The organism is Marinobacter alkaliphilus, from assembly GCF_055394375.1.
Genome location: NZ_AP043751.1, coordinates 432,628 through 450,837, shown reverse-complemented (window position 1 = coordinate 450,837; position 18,210 = coordinate 432,628). Strand labels below are relative to the sequence as shown.

General features: G+C 60.0%; 14 protein-coding genes. 11 read left to right on the top strand and 3 right to left on the bottom strand.

What is annotated here, in order from left to right:
• Nucleotides 1-54: 54 nt before the first annotated feature.
• Both ACZ5Q2_RS02070 and ACZ5Q2_RS02065 read left to right on the top strand, forming a co-directional pair.
• The gene (locus ACZ5Q2_RS02070) at nt 55-2,133 is read left to right on the top strand and encodes a T6SS phospholipase effector Tle1-like catalytic domain-containing protein (RefSeq protein ID WP_227510187.1); all 2,079 of its coding nucleotides are present in this window, start codon (nt 55-57) and stop codon (nt 2,131-2,133) included.
• A complete protein-coding gene (locus ACZ5Q2_RS02065) occupies nt 2,130-2,735 on the top strand; it encodes a DUF2931 family protein (protein ID WP_227510188.1) in 606 nt (201 codons plus the stop codon). The genes ACZ5Q2_RS02070 and ACZ5Q2_RS02065 overlap by 4 nt, the downstream gene beginning before the upstream one ends.
• 18 nt (nt 2,736-2,753) lie before the next feature.
• Here the strand turns inward: ACZ5Q2_RS02065 and ACZ5Q2_RS02060 are convergent, their stop codons facing one another.
• Nucleotides 2,754-5,195, bottom strand: coding sequence for an EAL domain-containing protein (locus ACZ5Q2_RS02060; protein ID WP_061332521.1), 2,442 nt, complete (start codon nt 5,193-5,195; stop codon nt 2,754-2,756).
• A gap of 139 nt (nt 5,196-5,334) precedes the next feature.
• Here ACZ5Q2_RS02060 and ACZ5Q2_RS02055 point away from each other — a divergent pair, with 139 nt between their 5' ends.
• From ACZ5Q2_RS02055 to ACZ5Q2_RS02025, 7 genes are all read left to right on the top strand, one after another.
• Nucleotides 5,335-8,184: a class I adenylate cyclase gene (locus ACZ5Q2_RS02055; protein WP_432210494.1), complete on the top strand. Its 2,850-nt coding sequence runs from the start codon at nt 5,335-5,337 to the stop codon at nt 8,182-8,184.
• A 72-nt stretch (nt 8,185-8,256) separates the two neighbouring features.
• A complete protein-coding gene (gene lptM / locus ACZ5Q2_RS02050) occupies nt 8,257-8,427 on the top strand; it encodes an LPS translocon maturation chaperone LptM (protein WP_138436827.1) in 171 nt (56 codons plus the stop codon).
• Nucleotides 8,428-8,471: 44 nt separating this feature from the next.
• On the top strand, nt 8,472-9,722 hold the full coding sequence (gene lysA, locus ACZ5Q2_RS02045) for a diaminopimelate decarboxylase (protein WP_061332524.1): 1,251 nt from the start codon (nt 8,472-8,474) through the stop codon (nt 9,720-9,722).
• 14 nt (nt 9,723-9,736) lie between these two features.
• Nucleotides 9,737-10,651: a diaminopimelate epimerase gene (gene dapF / locus ACZ5Q2_RS02040; protein WP_061332590.1), complete on the top strand. Its 915-nt coding sequence runs from the start codon at nt 9,737-9,739 to the stop codon at nt 10,649-10,651.
• 17 nt (nt 10,652-10,668) lie between these two features.
• Nucleotides 10,669-11,421 carry a DUF484 family protein gene (locus ACZ5Q2_RS02035; RefSeq protein ID WP_061332525.1) on the top strand — a complete coding sequence of 251 codons (753 nt, stop codon included), beginning with the start codon at nt 10,669-10,671 and terminating at the stop codon, nt 11,419-11,421.
• 35 nt (nt 11,422-11,456) lie between these two features.
• Nucleotides 11,457-12,389 carry a tyrosine recombinase XerC gene (gene xerC / locus ACZ5Q2_RS02030; protein ID WP_061332591.1) on the top strand — a complete coding sequence of 311 codons (933 nt, stop codon included), beginning with the start codon at nt 11,457-11,459 and terminating at the stop codon, nt 12,387-12,389.
• Between the two features lie 11 nt (nt 12,390-12,400).
• A complete protein-coding gene (locus ACZ5Q2_RS02025) occupies nt 12,401-13,795 on the top strand; it encodes a GGDEF domain-containing protein (protein ID WP_072678636.1) in 1,395 nt (464 codons plus the stop codon).
• 9 nt (nt 13,796-13,804) lie between these two features.
• Here the strand turns inward: ACZ5Q2_RS02025 and ACZ5Q2_RS02020 are convergent, their stop codons facing one another.
• Entirely contained in the window at nt 13,805-14,038 is a 234-nt protein-coding gene (locus ACZ5Q2_RS02020) for a DUF2789 domain-containing protein (protein ID WP_061332527.1), read from the bottom strand.
• A gap of 97 nt (nt 14,039-14,135) precedes the next feature.
• Between ACZ5Q2_RS02020 and ACZ5Q2_RS02015 the strand changes: the two genes are divergently transcribed.
• Complete coding sequence (locus ACZ5Q2_RS02015) at nt 14,136-16,892, top strand: ATP-binding protein (RefSeq protein ID WP_432210495.1); 2,757 nt, start codon at nt 14,136-14,138, stop codon at nt 16,890-16,892.
• A 13-nt stretch (nt 16,893-16,905) separates the two neighbouring features.
• Here ACZ5Q2_RS02015 and ACZ5Q2_RS02010 read toward each other — a convergent pair whose 3' ends face one another.
• On the bottom strand, nt 16,906-17,271 hold the full coding sequence (locus ACZ5Q2_RS02010; protein WP_432210496.1) for a hypothetical protein: 366 nt from the start codon (nt 17,269-17,271) through the stop codon (nt 16,906-16,908).
• Nucleotides 17,272-17,502: 231 nt separating this feature from the next.
• Between ACZ5Q2_RS02010 and ACZ5Q2_RS02005 the strand changes: the two genes are divergently transcribed.
• Nucleotides 17,503-18,111 (top strand): hypothetical protein, encoded by a 609-nt coding sequence (locus tag ACZ5Q2_RS02005; RefSeq protein WP_432210497.1) that lies wholly within the window; start codon nt 17,503-17,505, stop codon nt 18,109-18,111.
• Nucleotides 18,112-18,210 lie beyond the last annotated feature (99 nt).

Genomic DNA, 18,210 nt, shown 5'->3' with positions numbered 1-18,210 from the left:
AGGATTGCCGACTGATTCTTACCCATTTTCTACCGTCAACAAGGAATGCTGACGATGAGCTTCATGAAACTGGTCAGGCCCTCGGAGCTGAGAGCCTGTGATCTTCCCCACGTTGAAACCCCCTTTTTCGCCGCCGATAAGGCCAGGCGCCTGGTTAAAGAGAACGACCATGTTCGTTCAAACATGCACTCGTTATTCAGGCACCACTACCGTGGCCGAGGCAACATAGCCGAGACTGTCCACCGGGCGGTGAAAGACGGTGAGCTGATGTTGGTCTGTGAAGGCTGGGATGGCCCCTTCTCCCCCATGGTGACCTGGCAGCCAGATGACAGCTTGCCTGCCGGGGGGCGGTGGCGGGTAAATGATAGCTGGATATACACGCCTTCTGCGATTGAGAGCGCCGTGGCGCAACTGAACGAATGCGGCGTGACCCCCGATCAGTTGCGCCAATCTGACCCCTGGGGGGTTGGGGCGCTGGAAGTGAATATGTTCTCGATGCACTACCGGCAGTGTCAGCGTCAGGAGCAGGCGGCTCAGGGCAGCGAAGATGACCACCGGCTGAGCCTGCCCTTAGGGGCTTCCGCGCTAGTGGCTCCCGTTCTGATGTCCGCATCCGCCGCCGAAGGCGCCAAGGAGGACTCCTCCCGGGAACCTTCTCCCAAGATTCATCTGGAAGTTGGCTTGTTTACCGACGGCACCATGAACAATGCCGCGAATACCCAGGCTTTTAAAGAGCAGCTGGAGCAGGAGTGCCTGATTCCCTACGAGAACAACACCATCAGCCGGGAAGAGTGTGAGCGGCGGATGGGCCTGATGTTGGGTGACAGTTACGCCAATGCCGCCAGCAATGTGGCTAAGTTGTGGGATTTGTACATCGAAGAAGAAAAAGAGGAGGAGGGTACCAGCACCTACCGGCGTAAAATCTATGCTCCTGGGGCGGGCACCAAGACCGGCGATGATGATGTGCTGTATAGCGCAGCCACCGGCATGGGGGAGGCTGGCATTGTCCCACAGGTAACCTACGCCTTCTCTCAACTGGCCCAGCAGGCCAAAGACACATTTCAAGATAAGCCTATTAATCGGTTGACCCTGGATCTGTTCGGCTTCAGTCGGGGGGCTGCTGCGGCCCGCCACGCTGCGCATGAGATTAATCAGGGGGAAAGCGGCCTGCTCGCCGAGATACTGGCTCAGAACCATATTCCTTGGCCGGAGACGGTAGAAATTCGCTTCGTGGGACTATTCGATTCCGTGGCCGCCATCGTTAACCCGGCCGCTGGTGATTTATCGGCTCATAACAACCGCAACTACCCGGTAAAGCTGTACCTGAATTCGGACAAGGTGCGCCATGCAGTGCACCTGACCGCCGCCCATGAGCACCGCAGGAACTTTGCTCTGAACAGTCTGCGAAGCCGCGACGGTAGCTTGCCGGCCAACTTCCGGGAAATCTCCCTGCCTGGGGTTCATTCCGATATTGGAGGTGGTTACGGCGACAGCCAGCGCGAGGACGTGCTGTTAAGCCCCAGGTTGCCGATACCTCGCGACCGGCTGCGCTGGCCGGACAAAACCCTGCAGTGGGACAACCTGGAGGCCAAACGGCAACAGGTAGAGGCCGCTGGCTGGATTGGCCCCGACAACCTGCCGGTACGGCAATCCGAACAATTGCAGGCCTGGCCGAAAGACCTGGGCCCTGAAGGACCAGCCCGACTGGAAATTGTTACCCGGCGCCAGGAGCACCCGGCGCCGGATGGCCGGGTGGAACTGGTGTTGCGGATGCTGCGCCAGGTGCGGGGGGAGTATTCGCAGGTGGCCTTGAGGTTGATGCATCGGCTGGCCACCGATAGCGGTGCGCCGCTGCAAGATATCGATACCAGGAGAACCGACAATACCTTGCCAGATGAACTGACCCCCATCCTGCAACAACTCCTGGAACAGGTTGAACAAGGGAGCGACGCCCCTTCATTGACCACGGAACATGAACACCTGTTGCTCCAGCGCTATATCCATTACTCCGCACACTACAACGGCATCGAAACCCTGGTGGCGGGAACACCTGCGAAGTTAGAGGGATTGCATCCCCATGCACCGGTGCTCTCCGGGGAGCGCCTGGTTTATCCACAAACAGAGGGCGAATGATGATTCAGAAAATTCTGGCCATAGGCATAGTGGCCATGGCCCTGTTGGGCAGCGGGTGTTCAGCGTGGTCGAAGGCAGACGACACTCTTTGGATGATCAGGATAGCGGCACCACAGCACTACGAAGTGTGGGTGACCGACATGTTTCTGGAGAAGTCGGGTGAGCGGAGCTGGCGCCAGCCCATCGGCGCGGTGGGGTGTTGCTGGAAGGGGCCCCGTGGCCCAACTGGAGCTGGGGCCGGAGTTGACCCCTTTCCGGAACTGATTCTGGTCAACTGGTTTTCCTACGCGGAGCAGAAATATTACACCAAGATCATTCAAGTGCCGGAAGACCTGTTGGACCGAATGCGGGAGCCGGCAACCTACAAGACGCCGATGGGTGTGTATTCCGGCCCCCGGCACTTCTTGACCATTGGCCTGGCACCCGGCGGCACCGTGGTGGTCTGGATTTCGAACCAGATTGGCAACGAAATCGAGGTGATGCGCATGCAGGCCACGGAAGTACCGGGTGACCCGGATGATTTTGAGGTGGGCACCAAAAATTATCTTGAAAAGCACGGTGACTACCTCAGGGAACATGGCGTCCCGATGGAGGGCTGGTAGGCGGCTCCCAGCAACCGCTTACCCGCCTATCCGGCCGGTGCTGAGTTCTACCTCCGCTGGCTTGAGCTCTTCCAGCGGCCGCGGCCGTGACAAACGGTAACCCTGGCCAAAGTGAATGCCCAGGGTTCGGACTTTCCTGAGGGTTTCATCGTTCTCTATAAAGGTGGCGACGGTTTCCTTGCCGGCGGTTTCGGCAATCCGATGCAGGGCATCCACCATGATCTGCTGCACCGGATCACGTTCCAGATCGTTCATGATGCGCCGGTCCAGTTTGATGATATCCACCGGCAGGTTGGCGGCCAGGCTGTAGCTTTCCACGGATGCCCCCGCCCCTTCCAGGGCAACCCGGCACCCCGCCCGGTGCAGGGCGTCACATAATACGGCTACCTCATCGGGATACTGGGTGGCGTGGGATTCCCGGATCTCCAGGCAGAAACAATGGGGCTGGAACGGGGTCTGGCGCACCTGTTGTTCCATGAAATCAGCAAAGGTGTCATCCAGAATGGTGGCCAGGGACAGGTTGAAGCCGCAGTACTTCAGCCTTGGCTCCAACAGTCGATGCTGGCTCAGCCACTGGAGAGTCTGTCGGATAACCTGGCGGTCCAGGCGCTTGGCCAGGTCAAACCGTTCTGCTACTGGCAGGAACTGCTCCGGCAGCAGGGGCGAGTCGTCGCCTGTACCCGGAATCCGGCACAGGATTTCAATGTGGTCACCCCAGGTGACGCTGGCCACCGGCTTGAGGGATTGAAACTCCAGAATCAGCTGGCCGTTATCCAGGGCCTGATGCAGCTGTTCAAGCTGGCGGTCGGTGCCCCGATTGGCCAACTCGCCGGGCAAGGCCTGGGTGGTGTGGATACGGTTGCGCCCGGAGGTCTTGGCGGTATGGCACAGGTCGGCGGCCTGGGTCAGTAGTTGTTCAGGCTGGAGCGGAGCGTCGGTTCCGAGAATCAGCAGGCCGCCACTGGCGGTGGTCTGTAACTGTCTGCCCTGCCATTCAAACTGGAACTGGGCAATCTGCTCCCGGATTTCCTCGGCAATCTTGCGGGCCCTGGGTTCGGGGCAGTTCTCTATGAACAGAGCAAAGGTGTCACCGGACAGCCGGGCCAGGGCGTCCCGCTGGCGCACCCGCAGCCCGAGCATACCGGCCAATTCACGCAGGTACCGATCGCAGGTGCCACTGCCGGCCTGTTCGTTGAACTGTTCAAAACTGTCCAGGTCGAGCAGCAGCAAGCCGTCCATCGACTGGCGTTTGCGCTTATGCTTCATGGCCCGTTCCAGATGCTCGACAAAGGAGCGCCGGTTCATCAATCCGGTCACCGGGTCATGGCGCATCCGGTAGTCGCCGCTGCCGCTGTGCTGGACACGATTGCTGATGTCTTTGGCAACATGGACGGCACCGACCACCTCGCCTTGCAGGCCCTGAATATTCTGGAAATGAAATTCGTAGACTGGCAGGCCTTCGCCCTGGCGGTTCAGGGGCATCTCGGCCACGAAGTGCTCCCGGTCAAAGGCACGTTGCCACAGGCGCTCTATCATGCGCCGTTCGTTGGTGAAGTCGGCAAGCAGGGTTTTAAGGTTGTCGCCGGGCCTTGGTTCGGCGCCAAAGGCGTTTCGGAACTGTTCTGCCCAGGGAGCGTTGAAATGCAACAGGTTCAGGCTGGTGTCGACAGCGACCACGAGGTCTGGCGTGGCGCTGGCGGTTGCTTCCAGAATCCTCTGGGCCTGCTGCCGGGCGTGGTCATGTAGCATGGCTTCACTGTGGTTGACCATCACGCCACCGAGCTTCTGGATCCGGCCGCCGCTTTTCAGGGCGCGGCCCGACAGGATGACTCGTTGCAAACGTTGCCGGCTGGTCAGTACCGACAGCTCCATACTGAACGGCCGGCCCGTGCGCATGCAGCGGCGGAACAGGGCGCGCACGCGGTTCTGGCCGACCTGGCAGTAAAACAAGGCCTGCTCGGGTGACAATTCCGTCCCGGGGCGCAACTCCAGCAAACGGTACATGCCCTCAGACCAGCTGATCTCATTGGAGGTCATATCCAGCTCCCAGAGCCCGAAACCCGCGCCTTGTTCTGCCAGTCGTAACAGGCGGCTGTCCATGTCGCCGCTGTCTTTCAGGGAAATGGTGGCGTTGGCGGCCTGGTCTGAATCGCGCATTTCCATGCGCAAGCCCAGAATGGCGGTAAAAAAGAAGCCATCCTTGTGGCGGAAGGTCACCAGCACCGTCTGGCCGTTGTCCAGGTGGTGTCGGTGGGCCGGGGCAAAGGGATCGTCCTGCCGGGACGCGAGAATGCGTTGCACCGGTTGTCTGATCAACGCCCCGGCGTCGTAGCCGAACATGGCCTCGGCATGGCGGTCGACGTGGGCGATTCGGCCATCGTCGTCCACCCGCAGCAGGGTTGGCTGAATGACAGGTCCGGACAGATCCGGCCGATAACGTTGGATGATAAATTCTTTCACAGCGCAGGTGCCTCTTCAGGAGTTGCCGGTTCCGGTGTGTGCCGAAAACGGATCATCCTTTTATTTTTTTACCGGTTTTGCCACGATTCATTCATCATACTGACTATCTGACTGAAAATAACCACTTGCCGGAGTCCTCTTGACCGTTCTCGCACCGCCCATCGTTCTCGACTTTGAGGACGGCATCGACCGAAAAACCCTGCGGCGGCTGCGGGACCGGTTTCTGTTGGTCAATCGTCAGCGCTGGGAACGGGCGTGTTCGGCCCTGACTTACCGGCAGCAGGTGGTGCTTGAACTCTTACCGCTGGCGTTTCATCTGAATCATCCCGCTTTGCCGGGCTATCTTGATGGCAATTGCCCCCAGGGCCTGGCCGGCTACACGCCGGGTAACGATGTGCTGAACTCGGCGCGCCGTTTTGCCCGAAGTTTCAGTGTTCGCGACCAGGGGCTTCGCAAGGCCGATCTCGACAGCCTGTTCCTGATGGGCAGCCCCGGCACCCTGGGACACTCGGTCGCCAGTGATCTGGATGCCTGGCTTTGTCATCGGGATGATCTGCCTGAACAGGGTATCCGCAGCCTGGAGCGCAAGGCCGAAAAACTGTCGCAATGGGCGGCAACGCTGGGCGTTGAGCTCCACGTGTTCGTGTTCTCGGCCAGCGATTGGCGGGCCGGCCGGCAGCGGGCCGAGGTCACCGGAGAGAACTGCGGCAGTGCCCAGCATTTCCTTTTGCTGGACGAGTTCTACCGGACCAGCATCCACCTGGCGGGGCGGTATCCTCTCTGGTGGCTGATCCCGTCGGACGCCGAGGAGCATTACCAGGAATGCCGCCGGCGGCTGGTGGAGTGCCGCTTCATCAAGGCCAGCGAGTACATTGATTTTGGCGCCGTGCCGTCGATTCCCGATGAGGAGTTCCCCGGCGCCGGTATCTGGCAGCTTTACAAAGGCATCGATGCTCCCTGGAAGGCCATTCTCAAGTTGTTTCTGATTGAGTGTTACGCCACCGATACCGCCCAGCCGTTATTGTCCGCCAGCTTCAAACAGTCGGTGTATCAGGGGCAAACCAGTGCCGACGTTCTCGACCCCTACGTCATGCTGTATCAGCGACTGGAGCAATGGCTGTTGACCAGTGGTGCTCCAGAGCGCCTCGACCTGGTGCGCCGGAGCCTGTACCTGAAGGCGGGTTTGCCGCTCACCCGGGCCGGAATGGCCGGGGACCAATGGCGAATCGATCTGCTACGACAGCTAGTGCAGCAGTGGGAATGGGGCGAAGACCGCCTCAGCGCCCTGGACGATCGCCAGCGCTGGCGGGCAGAAGAGGTGACAGGCCTCAGGCGGAACATCGTAGCGGAACTCACCCACAGCTACCGCCTGTTGTCGCGCATGGCCCGGGAGCAGCAGACCCAGGCGGCTATCAGCGCCAATGACATTAACCTGCTGGGCCGCAAACTCTACGCCGCCTTTCAGCGCAAGGCGGGCAAGATCGAACTGGTTAACCCTGGTCTGGTGCCGTCGCTGGCGGAGGAAAACCTGTCTTTTCACCACCAGTCCGAACAGGGCGGGGAAGGTGACGGGTGGTTGCTGTACCGGGATCTTGAAGATCCCTCCGACGCCTTCTGGCAACCGGTGATCCGCCGCGCAGGCAATCTGGCGGAGCTGTTGGTGTGGTGTTACTGCAACGGCTTGTTGCATCGCTCCACCCGGCTCAATGTCCGGGCGGGCAAGAGTGTTGCCTCGGTGGCCGAACTGAAAGACATTGTGGAGGTCTTGTCGGGCTTTCTGCCTATGCCCATGTCTCCGGCGCCCAGAGAGGCGCTGTCCCGAGGTGTGCGCCCGCTGAAAAACCTGTTGCTGATTAATGTGGCGGTGGACCCGCAAGCCCACCTGACCGAACGTGGGCTACACAAGCTCAGTGCCCGTTCCGATTCACTGGGGTTCAGCGGTGGGCGCGATAACCTGGTGCTGACCATTGATCAGATTACCCTGAACAGCTGGCATGAGATCAGTCTGCAGCACTATGCCGCCGGAGATACCCTGATCCAGTGCCTGAAAAACGTGTTGGCTCAGGTGGCCATGAACCCGGCCGAGCTGCCGGAAATCCGCGTGGCGGCCCCCAGTCGGGGGCATGGCAGCGCCATTGCACGCCGGGTGCGGGAGTTGTTCGGAGATGTATTACGCCAGTTCTTTGCCGGCGGCACCGGGCCGCACCCCTTGCGTTACATCATCGAGATGGATCATCGCTATTTCCTGCTGCAGTTCAGCGGCCGGGAACCGGGGTTTGTCGCCCTGGACAGTCGTGAAGCTCTGCTGGCAGCGCTGTTGCAGCCGCAGGATGAGTATCTGCCAATAGTGCCGGACCGCCATGCCCTGCGGGACGAGCCGGTGCTAAAGGCGGTCTGCGCCGCGTCCGAAGCGGGCAATATACAGGTGTTCTGGTTGCTTCAGGGTGACCGTGGCCAGCTCTGGGTTGTCGATGAGCATGGCAGTTTGTGGGCCCGTTCGGTCCGGGCAGGGCATCGCAACCACCTGCTTGGTCCGTTAATGCGCTTCCTGGAAAACCTGGTGGAACGGCGCCTGTTGCGTCAGGCAGAGAACCTGGACCCGGCGGGCGGTATCCGTTGCTATGAAATGGTACGTCGCGACGCCCGCTGGATTGCTGAACTCCGGCCCTATCAGGGCACCGCGGTGCCACTTTCGGGCCTGGAGGTTCAGGCCGTCGGTGTTCAGCAGGGCGACAGCACACTGCGGTTCGATATTTACTGCAACGATCAGGAATTCAGTGTGCAGGAATACGGGGACCGTCTGATTCCCGCCGTCGCACACTACATCCGTTCGCTGCGCCAAAGTGGTGAATCTTATCCGGTGTATCTCACCGACCTGCACCTGCCCCATGATCTGGACCCGCAGTTGTATCAACGGGATATCCAGACCGGTCAGTCACTGTATTACCGTACCAGGCTGGAAGACGCCCTCAACCGTTATCTGCCGTAAGCCATCGGGTCCCTCGCGATCAGGGGCGGGTGTCGGGTATACTTCGGCCATTATTCACTCAGGGGTATGGGTATGCAGGTTGGACCATCTCGCCGGCCGTGGGCGCTCTCGATGCTGTTGTTGTTGCTGCTTGCCGGTTGTGGCCAGAAGGGGCCACTGTACCGGGACGTGCCGCAGGCAGATCCGGCCCGGTCCGGTCAGGTCGATGAGCGCGCCGACACCGATGAGTCGCCGGAACGCTGAACAGCCAACCCTGGCAGTAATCCATCCAGATAGTCAGGATCAACATGGATCATTTCAATTACCGCAATGGCGAACTGTACGCCGAAGATGTTCCGGTGGCGTCAATCGCTGAGCGATTTGGCACCCCGGCTTACGTATATTCCCGGGCCACCCTCGAGCGTCACTATCGGGCCTACGACAGCGCCCTGAATGGCCGCCCGCACCTGGTGTGCTATGCCGTGAAGGCCAACAGCAACCTGGCGGTGCTCAATGTGCTGGCGCGACTTGGCGCCGGTTTTGATATTGTCTCTGCCGGTGAGCTGGAGCGGGTGCTGCGCGCCGGTGGCGATGCCGCCAGGGTGGTGTTCTCCGGCGTTGGCAAACAGGAATGGGAAATGAAGCGGGCGCTCGAAGTGGGCGTGCGCTGTTTCAACGTTGAATCTGACACCGAACTGGACCGCCTGAACAAAGTGGCCGGAGAGTTGGGCGTGAGGGCACCGGTCTCGCTGCGAGTGAACCCGGATGTCGATGCCGGCACCCATCCCTACATTTCCACCGGACTGAAGGAAAACAAATTTGGTATCGATATCGCCGAGGCCCCCCAGGTATACGCCCGTGCCGCAGCGTTACCGAACCTGGATGTCCATGGGGTGGACTGTCACATTGGTTCCCAGCTGACGTCAGTCTCCCCGTTTCTGGATGCCCTGGACCGGGTGTTGGTGCTGATCGATACCCTGGCGGACCAGGGCATTCATATCCGCCACCTGGATATGGGGGGCGGCCTGGGCGTGACCTACAATCAGGAACAGCCCCCGCAGCCAGCGGATTACGTCAAGGCACTGGCCGAGCGACTGGGTGATCGGGAGCTGGAACTGATCATGGAGCCGGGCCGCTCCATTGCCGCCAACGCCGGTATATTGCTGACCCGCGTGGAGTTTCTGAAGTGCACCGAGCATCGTAACTTCGCCATTATCGATGCCGCCATGAACGACCTGATCCGCCCGGCACTGTACAGCGCCTGGCAGGCCATCATCCCGGTACAGCCCCATCAGGACGGTGAGGAAAAAGCCTGGGATCTGGTCGGGCCGGTGTGCGAAACCGGCGATTTTCTGGGCAAGGATCGCAAACTGCGGCTGAAAGCGGGCGATTTGCTTGCGGTTCGGTCAGCGGGTGCCTACGGTTTTGTTATGGCGTCCAATTACAACACCCGTAATCGCCCGCCCGAGCTGATGGTTGACGGCGATCAGGTGCATGTGGTGCGCCGCCGGGAGACCCTGGACGATCAGCTTGGCCCTGAAAGTTGCCTGCCGGAATGAACGGGGAGCAAGAAATGAATCCGCAAAGACGGGGCCAGGGGCCGTTGCTCCGGTTTACCAAGATGCACGGGCTGGGGAACGACTTTATGGTGGTGGATGCCATAAGCCAGCCTTTCCGCCTGCGTCCGGAGTTGATCCGGGAGCTGGCGGATCGGAACTTTGGTATCGGCTTCGACCAGTTGCTGGTGGTCGAACCGCCGGGTCTGCCTGATGTGGATTTTCGCTATCGTATTTTTAATGCCGATGGTTCGGAAGTGGAGCAGTGCGGCAACGGCGCCCGCTGCTTTGCCCGGTTTGTGCGTGATCAGCGCCTGACCAACAAGCGGGTGATCCGGGTACAGACTGCCAAGGGCGTGATCGAGCTGAAAATCGGCAAGGATGGCCTGGTGATGGTCAATATGGGCGTGCCGGAACTCAATCCGCCCGCCATTCCCTTCGCCGCGGACTGTCAGAAGACCGTGTACACCGTCGATGTTGATGGCCAGAGCGTGGAATTGTCGACGGTTTCCATGGGCAATCCCCACGGTGTACTGGTGGTGGATGACGTCGACACGGCGCCGGTTGCCACCCTTGGCCCCATGCTGGAGAAGCATCCCCGGTTCCCCGCGCGGGCCAATATCGGATTCCTGCAGATCGTCGACCGGAGCCATGCCCGCTTGCGTGTATTTGAGCGTGGTTCGGGAGAAACCCTGGCCTGTGGCAGTGGCGCCTGTGCTGCGGTGGTGGCCGGCCAGCTGCGAGGCCTGCTGGATACCCGGGTGGAGGTGGAGCTGCGGGGTGGCCCTCTGGTGATCGAATGGCAGGGGAATGGGTCCCCTGTTATGATGGAAGGCCCCGCTAAAACGGTATTTGAAGGGCAGCTTCGTCTGCCGGGCGATCCCCAGCCCCGGCGTCGCAGAAGTTCCCGAACCAATAAAACAAGGTCCTGACGGCTCAGGAGAACACGATGACAGAACAAACGGCCCGCCAGAAGGCCGGCGAACTCACTCGGGAGCAGGTGGCCGATTATCTTCGCGCCAATCCTGATTTTTTTCTTGATCAGGATGAACTGCTGCGCAGCCTGACTCTGCCCCACGACAGTGGCCGGGCCATCTCGCTGGTGGAACGCCAGGTTCATCTGTTCCGTGAGCAGCGGGATACCCTTCGCCGTGAACTGGTGGAGCTGGTATCGATCGCCCGTCATAACGACCGGCTGTTCGAGAAAAGCAAACGGTTGCTGATGCAGGTGATTGAAGCCAGGTCACTCAACGATATAGCCGCCGCCGTCGATGACAGCATCCGCGGCGATTTTGGCCTGGATGCTGCCTCGGTACTGCTGTTCAGCGATTCGGCGCAGCCGGAGAAAGGCGAGGGAGCCCTGCACATCGTCAACTCCGTCCAGGCCCGGGAGCGTCTGGGCTCGTTGCTGGAGGGTGATCGTGCGGTGTGCGGCCAGTTCCGGGAAAGCGAGCGGGAGTTCCTGTTCCCGGACCGGGATGAACCGATTGCCTCGGTGGCCCTGGTACCGCTGCGTCACGAGGGTCTGGTTGGCGTATTTGCTGTCGGCAGCTGCGAGCAGGGTTATTTTGATCAGAGCATGGGGTCGCTGTTTCTCAGCTATATCAGCGATACCCTGAGCCGGCTGCTGCCCCCCATGCTTGATCGTTATCGCACAGATGCCCCGGTGTCTGGCCTGGCTGTGGAGAGCGGCCAGGGGTGACCGGGCTGGCGACGGACACCCGACCACCCGAGGCGATGGCCGCCCCGGTGGTTGCGTTTGTCCGGCATCTCGCCACCGAAAAGCGCCATTCCCCCCGTACCTGTGATCACTATCAACGAGACCTCGATCGCCTGGTCGACTGGCTGATCGAAGTTGACATCCCGGCCTGGTCAGAGCTGACGATTCACGACATCCGCCGCTACGTGGCCCGGCTGAGCCGAGACGGTTTAAGCGGTCGGAGCATTGCCAGGCACCTGTCGGCCATCCGCCGTTTCTATCAGTTCCTGCTTCGGGAAGGTCTCGCCCGGGACAACCCCGCTCTGGATGTTCGGGCTCCCAAAAGCGGGCGCCGGCTGCCGAAAGTGGCAGACGTTGACCAGATCAGCCAGCTGCTGGACGTCAATCCGGACGACCCCCTGGAAATCCGCGACCTCGCCATGTTCGAGCTGATGTACTCTTCGGGCCTCCGGTTGGCAGAGCTGGCCAGCCTGAGCCTGCTCGCCCTGGACCTGAAAGGCCGGGAGGTGCGTGTTCTGGGTAAAGGTAACAAGGAGCGGATTCTGCCGGTCGGCAGCAAGGCCGTCGCGGCCCTGAATAGATGGCTGGCGCACCGAACAGCCATGGCTAACGAGGGTGAAACCGCGGTATTCGTCAGCCAGCGGGGTGGTCGCCTGAGCCAGCGCAGTATCCAGGCCCGCCTGGCCCGCTGGGGCGTGGTGCAGGGTGCCGACCAGCGCTTGCATCCACACCTGCTGCGCCACTCCTTTGCCAGCCATATGCTGGAGTCCAGCGGCGACCTGCGTGCGGTCCAGGAACTGCTTGGCCATGCGGACATCGCCACCACTCAGGTCTATACTCATCTGGACTTTCAGCATCTTGCCCGGGTGTACGATCAGAGTCATCCCCGGGCGCGTCGACGTTCGACCAACTATATCAACCGAAACGACAATGATCATGCCGGTTCTTGAGGGAGTGTTTCATGGCATCTGAGGAGTCCTGGAAGGATAAGTATCTTCGGGAACTGGACGAGGCAGAGCAGCGCGAAAAACAGTGGTTAGCCGAGCGCAATGTGCTTGAGCGCATGCTGGTGCGAACCAGCCTGGCCTCGGAAGGCCAGACTCCGGAACTTGATAACCTGCTCAATCGCCTGAGATCCGACCTGCGCAAACAAAAGTTCGATATCGATGCCTGGAAAACCCTGCAGGATCAGATTGACAAAGCCATTACCCGTCTTGATGAAGCCGAGCCAAAGGGCCCAGAGGCCGACACACAGGCCGTCGCGCCGGAGGAGCCGACGGGAAGTGAGCATGATATCGCCGAAGAGGGGCATCGGCTCAGAATCGCCCGCCGTGTGGGCCAGTTGTTGGGGCTGTTGTTGAATCAGGTCAGCCTGGAACCAGAGGTGGAGTCGCAGGCCAGGACGCTTCAGCAAACCCTGTTATCGAGCAACGACTGGGAGGTCCTTAGGGAAGGCCTGAATCAGGTGGCTGAACTGGTGATTGAGGCGGTTACCCGCAGCCAGCGAGAGTTCGAGACTTTCCTCAAACGGCTGGACGAGCGCCTGGAAACCCTGCGTCAGCACTTTTCGGAACAGTCCGATGCCTACGCTTCCAGACACGATGATACCGCAACGCTGGACCGGGAAATCCGGTCGGAGCTGAGCAAAGTATCCGAGGATATTCAACATAGTCAGGACTTGCAGAGCCTCAAGCAGTCTGTGAGCCAGCGACTGGAGTTCATCGGCGGTGCTCTGGAACGATTCTGCACGCGGGATGCCGAGCGGGAGGAAATGCTGGCGCAGCAACTCAATGCCATGCAGGAGAAGGTCGCCGCCATGGAGGCTCATTCCGAGCAGATGCAGGCGCAGGTTCGCCGGGAGCGGGAGCGCGCGATGACCGACCTGCTTACCCAGCTGCCCAACCGGGAAGCCTGGCAGGAGCGGCTTTCATTCGAATACAACCGCTGGCAGCGTTACCGACACCCGCTCAGTGTGTCGGTGATTGATATTGACCTGTTCAAGAAAATCAACGATTCCTTTGGCCATAAAGCCGGTGACCGGGTACTGCAATTGGTGGCACGGGAGATGAAAAGCCGCCTGCGCAGCACGGATTTCATCGCCCGGTTTGGTGGTGAGGAGTTCGTGTTGCTGTTACCGGAGACCGGGCTGGAGGCTGCCCGGGACGTGGTAGAGCAGTTTCGTGAGCATGTCGGCAAACTGCCGTTCCATTTTGGCGGCAAGCCGGTATCAATCACCTTTTCTGCCGGCGTGTCAGAGTTCCGGGATGGTGATGCCGAAGATACCGTGTTTGATCGTGCCGACCGGGCCCTGTATCAGGCCAAAGATGCCGGCCGCAATCAGGTCATGGTGGACTGACGGCGCCGATCAGTGCCGCAGCAGGGCGTCCAGTTCATCAATAATCTCGGCCCAGTCGCTGTCTTCCTCAAGCCCCTCCTCAAGAAATTGCGACTGGCTTTCGGACCAGAAAGGGGCGTCCTGGATGGCAATTTCCGAAGGCAGTGGAGAATACCGGGCGATAAAACTCTCCATGCTTTTCTGATCTGATGGTAAACCAAGCTGCTGAAAAAGGACGCTTAGAGTGTGTTTGCTGGTGTCCATGAGACAGGCTTCTCCTGTGTGCGGTGAGGCAGTATGAAATCTTCCACATTTGCAGGTATTGTTCCCTGAAATGTAGTGGAACCACCGAGGATATCCAGTGAAGTCTCTTCCACAGTTATTGTATGGCCTCTTGTTTGTCCTGATTCAAGGGGTCGTGTGGGCGGAACCGCCCCAGGCTTCGCCGGCGCCGGTTCTGGGCGCTGCAGACCTGGAGTGGTTGGGCCAGCAGGATGGCTTCCGGGTGGCTGTCAGGCAGAGCCAGGTGCCGCTGGTGTTCGATACCGGTGAGGGTGCGCTGGCGGGTATCTGGATTGATTATCTCGCCCGCCTGTCAGACAAGCTTGGCGTGCCGGTTGAGCCTTTCATGGCAGTCGACCAGGGCGACGATGCTGACCTGGTTCTGACGACCCGCATTCCGGGATCACCGGTGATCCCGGGCCTTCGGCACACCTCACCGATGATGTCGCTGACCTATGGGATATTTGTAAATGCCGGCGACGCCGCCTACCGAACGCTTTCCGATCTGGAATTTGCCAACGTCGCGATTATTGGTGGTGATCCCAACCAGTTCCCTTTGCTGGACCCGATTGATAACTTTTCGCCGGTGCCCGTCGCCAGTCTTGGTGAGGCCATCAGCCTGGTGTTGTCCGGCAAGGCCGACGCCTTCCTCGGGCCGGTTCCGGTGGTCTCGGATTACCTTGAATCCGCGATGATCAATGGTATCGGTCTGGCCGTTCTGCTGGACAATCGCCCGGTGGATGTTGTGTTGCAGGTGCCGACCAGCCGTGACCGCCTTTTCCGGGTGTTCGACCGGGCCATTCAGGCATTGAGCCACAACGAGCACCGGGATATTCGCCAGGCCTGGCTGCAGGCGAACATGCCGGCCCTGGAAGGACGTGGCGTGGCCCTGACCGCTTCGGAGCTGGAGTGGCTGAAACGTCATCCAGGGTTGAAAGTGGGTATGCGTGGCGATTGGCCACCGTTTGAGTTCGAGCAGGACGGCCGCCCGGCGGGCCTTGCCTCTGACCTGGTCAAACGGCTGGAGGAGAACCTGGATGTTCGCTTCAATCGGGTGATTGCAGGTTCCCGACAGTCGGCCGAGGACATGTTGAAGGCGGGTGAAGTGGATATTCTGCCGGGTATGTCCCGCACCCCCCGAACCGAACAGGAATTCCTGTTCACCCGGGCCTATGTGTCGGTACCGATTGCCCTGGCCATCCGGGATACCGGCCGGTTCATTGGTGATCTGAGGGAACTGCGGGATGAGCGGGTCGGTGTGGTTAACCGCCAGGCCAGCCACGACTATCTGTTGATCAATCACCCGAACCTGGATCTGTATCCGCAAAAAACCGTTGAGGAGGGGCTTCTGGCGCTGTCCAACGGCGACCTGGATGTGATGGTTACGCATATTCCGGCGGTGAGTTACACGGTTGCCCGGCTGGGCCTGTCGAACCTGCGAATTACCAGCATTACGCCCTATCAGTATGACCTGCGGCTGGCGGTCAGCAAGGACAATCCGGTGCTTCACCGTATCCTCAACAAGGCCCTGAGCAGCCTGCCGGCATCGGAGACCGAGGCGGTGTATAACCGCTGGATACACCTGGATATCGAACAGGAAGCTGACTACACCGTGGTCCGGCGCATTATCCTGATTGCCATCGTTGTGGTGCTGATCTTCCTGTACTGGAACCGCAAGCTGTCGCTGGAGGTGGATGAGAGAATCCGTTCCGAGAACGCCCTGCGCCGCAGTGAGGATGAATTGCGGGCAGCCAAGCTTGAGGCCGAACGCCTGGCCCGGGAGGCGGAAACCGCCAGCAGGGCCAAGAGTGAGTTCCTGGCCAATATGTCCCACGAGATCCGAACCCCAATGAATGCGGTCATTGGGTACAGCGATCTGCTCTACAACTCGGTGACCGATCCCCAGCAGCGGAACTACCTGAACGCCATCCGCGCCGGCAGCCGTAGCCTGTTAATGCTGATCAACGACATTCTTGACCTGTCACGGATCGAGGCGGGCAAGATGCGCCTGGACTTTGGCCCGGTTTCGGTTCGCCGGCTGCTCAGCGATGTCCGACATATCTTTGATCTGCGAGCGACCGAGCAGGGCATTACCCTGGAGGTGAGTGTGGGCTCTGGTATGCCCTCGGCAATGATGCTGGATGAAACCCGGTTGCGCCAGGTTTTGTTCAATCTGGTGGGCAATGCCATCAAGTTCACTCACGAAGGCGGAGTGACAGTGCGGGCCGTGGCCAAAGAACTGGACGAGTCCACCGGTAAGGACGCGGATATCCGCTACTACCGGTTGAAAGTGACCGTGGCTGACACCGGCATTGGGATTGCGCCGGATCAGCAGGATCGTATTTTTGACGCCTTTGAGCAGCAGGAAGGTCAGAGCTCCCGGCGATACGGCGGCACCGGCCTGGGCCTGGCCATCAGTCGGAAGCTGGTGGAAATGATGGGCGGTGAACTGACGGTAAAGAGTGAACCGGATGTTGGGTCCACCTTTACTCTCGTGTTGCCCCGGGTTGAGGCCACCGTAGAGCAGGCGGAAGATGACGGGACGCCGGAGGAAGCCGAGCGGCTGCTGGCCCAGACCATGAGTATGCAGGAGCGAGGCTGGCTGCGGGAGAAGCTGGCGGAGGACTTTGGTGACCAGTGGCAGGATGTTCGTGAAAGCGGCGACCCGGAACAGATGAAAGACTTTGCGCTACGAATTGTTGAGTGGGGTCAGCGCCATCGTTCGCCGTCGGTCACTAGCTACGGCGAAAAACTGCTGGCGGATGTGGAGGCGTTCAATCTGGATGCGGTTAATACGGCCCTTGAAGCTTTCCCCAAATTGCTGGGCCAGCGTTGAGCTGAGCGGCAGCTTAGAGGCAGTCGAACTGGGATTTGCGGTCGAACGCCACCGACACCATGTCGTACCCGGAGTCTGACAGGGAGCGAACCAGCGCCCGGTCTTTGAGCAGAGTCATGCAGACCCTGTGAACACTGGCCTGAAGCTGCTCATTTTCCGGATTCTGCTCAGCGAGTCGGAAGTCGACGATCAGATATTTCCGGTCTACGGCGGCTTGTTCCGGGATGTCTTCCCGTTCCACGCTTTCAAAACCGATGTAGGTGGCTTCCTGGTTGGAAAAAACCTGGCTCATCAAAACGTCAAGATTTTCGGCATGTGCCTGAACGGCTGACATCAATAACGCAACCGCGGATGCGAAGGCGTAGGGTCTGGTGCGCATAACGAGCACTCCCGAAAACGGATGGAATAACCTATATGTAACCAAGTGTAAAGTTTGGTTACGGTTGATTATTGCAGAGAGTCTCGGAAATTTCGTCATTGATACACGGTATTTTTCAATTGTTTGCATTTTGGACATAATTCAGTGTCGCCCGGTGTTTGCCAGCCTGCCGGAGGGCCGGTTTTCCGCTATCATGGAGCCAGAACCATTGGGAAAGTGAGAGGGATTGCCATGTTCCAGCTTGTATTCAAGGGTGAGTGCGCACCGGGTACCGATGTGGAAACCGCGCGCAATAACGCCCGGGCCCTGTTCAAAGCCAGCGTGGAGCAACTGGACCGCATGTTCAGTGGCCAGCCTGTTGTTATCCGCAACAAGCTGGAGCAGGTTCAGGCTGAGAAATACCAGGCGGTACTGCGCAAGCATGGCATGGTTGCCCATGTACAGCCGATGGCTGGGTCAGCCCAGGCTGCCGCCCCGGCACCGAAACCTGCGCCGGTTCCCCAGGCCGATCAGCAAACCGAGACAGACGCACCAACGGCCCCGCCGAAAGCGGCCTCTAAGGGCAATGTGCCGGCGACAGAACCTGGAGATCGCCTGCCAGTGGCTGGCGAGAAAGTGGACGATATCCTTGCTGGCTCAGGCCTGACCCTGGACCCTGTGGGTGTCACCCTGGTGGAGCATGAAGACCCGGAAGCGCCCATGTTCGAGCATCTGGACGACTGGAGCCTGGCGCCCCCGGGCTCCGATCTGGGGGTAAAGCGGGATCTGCCACCTCCGATGGTTCCGGACGTTTCCCACCTTTCCCTGGCCGACGATGACAAACACCACGACAAGAGCTGACCGGGGTTTGCCAGGCCTTCGGTATTGTCAGTTTCTGGTGTTGATTCTGGCGCCCCTGCTGTGGGTGCCAGTATTGGCCTCGGAACCTTCAGAACGCCC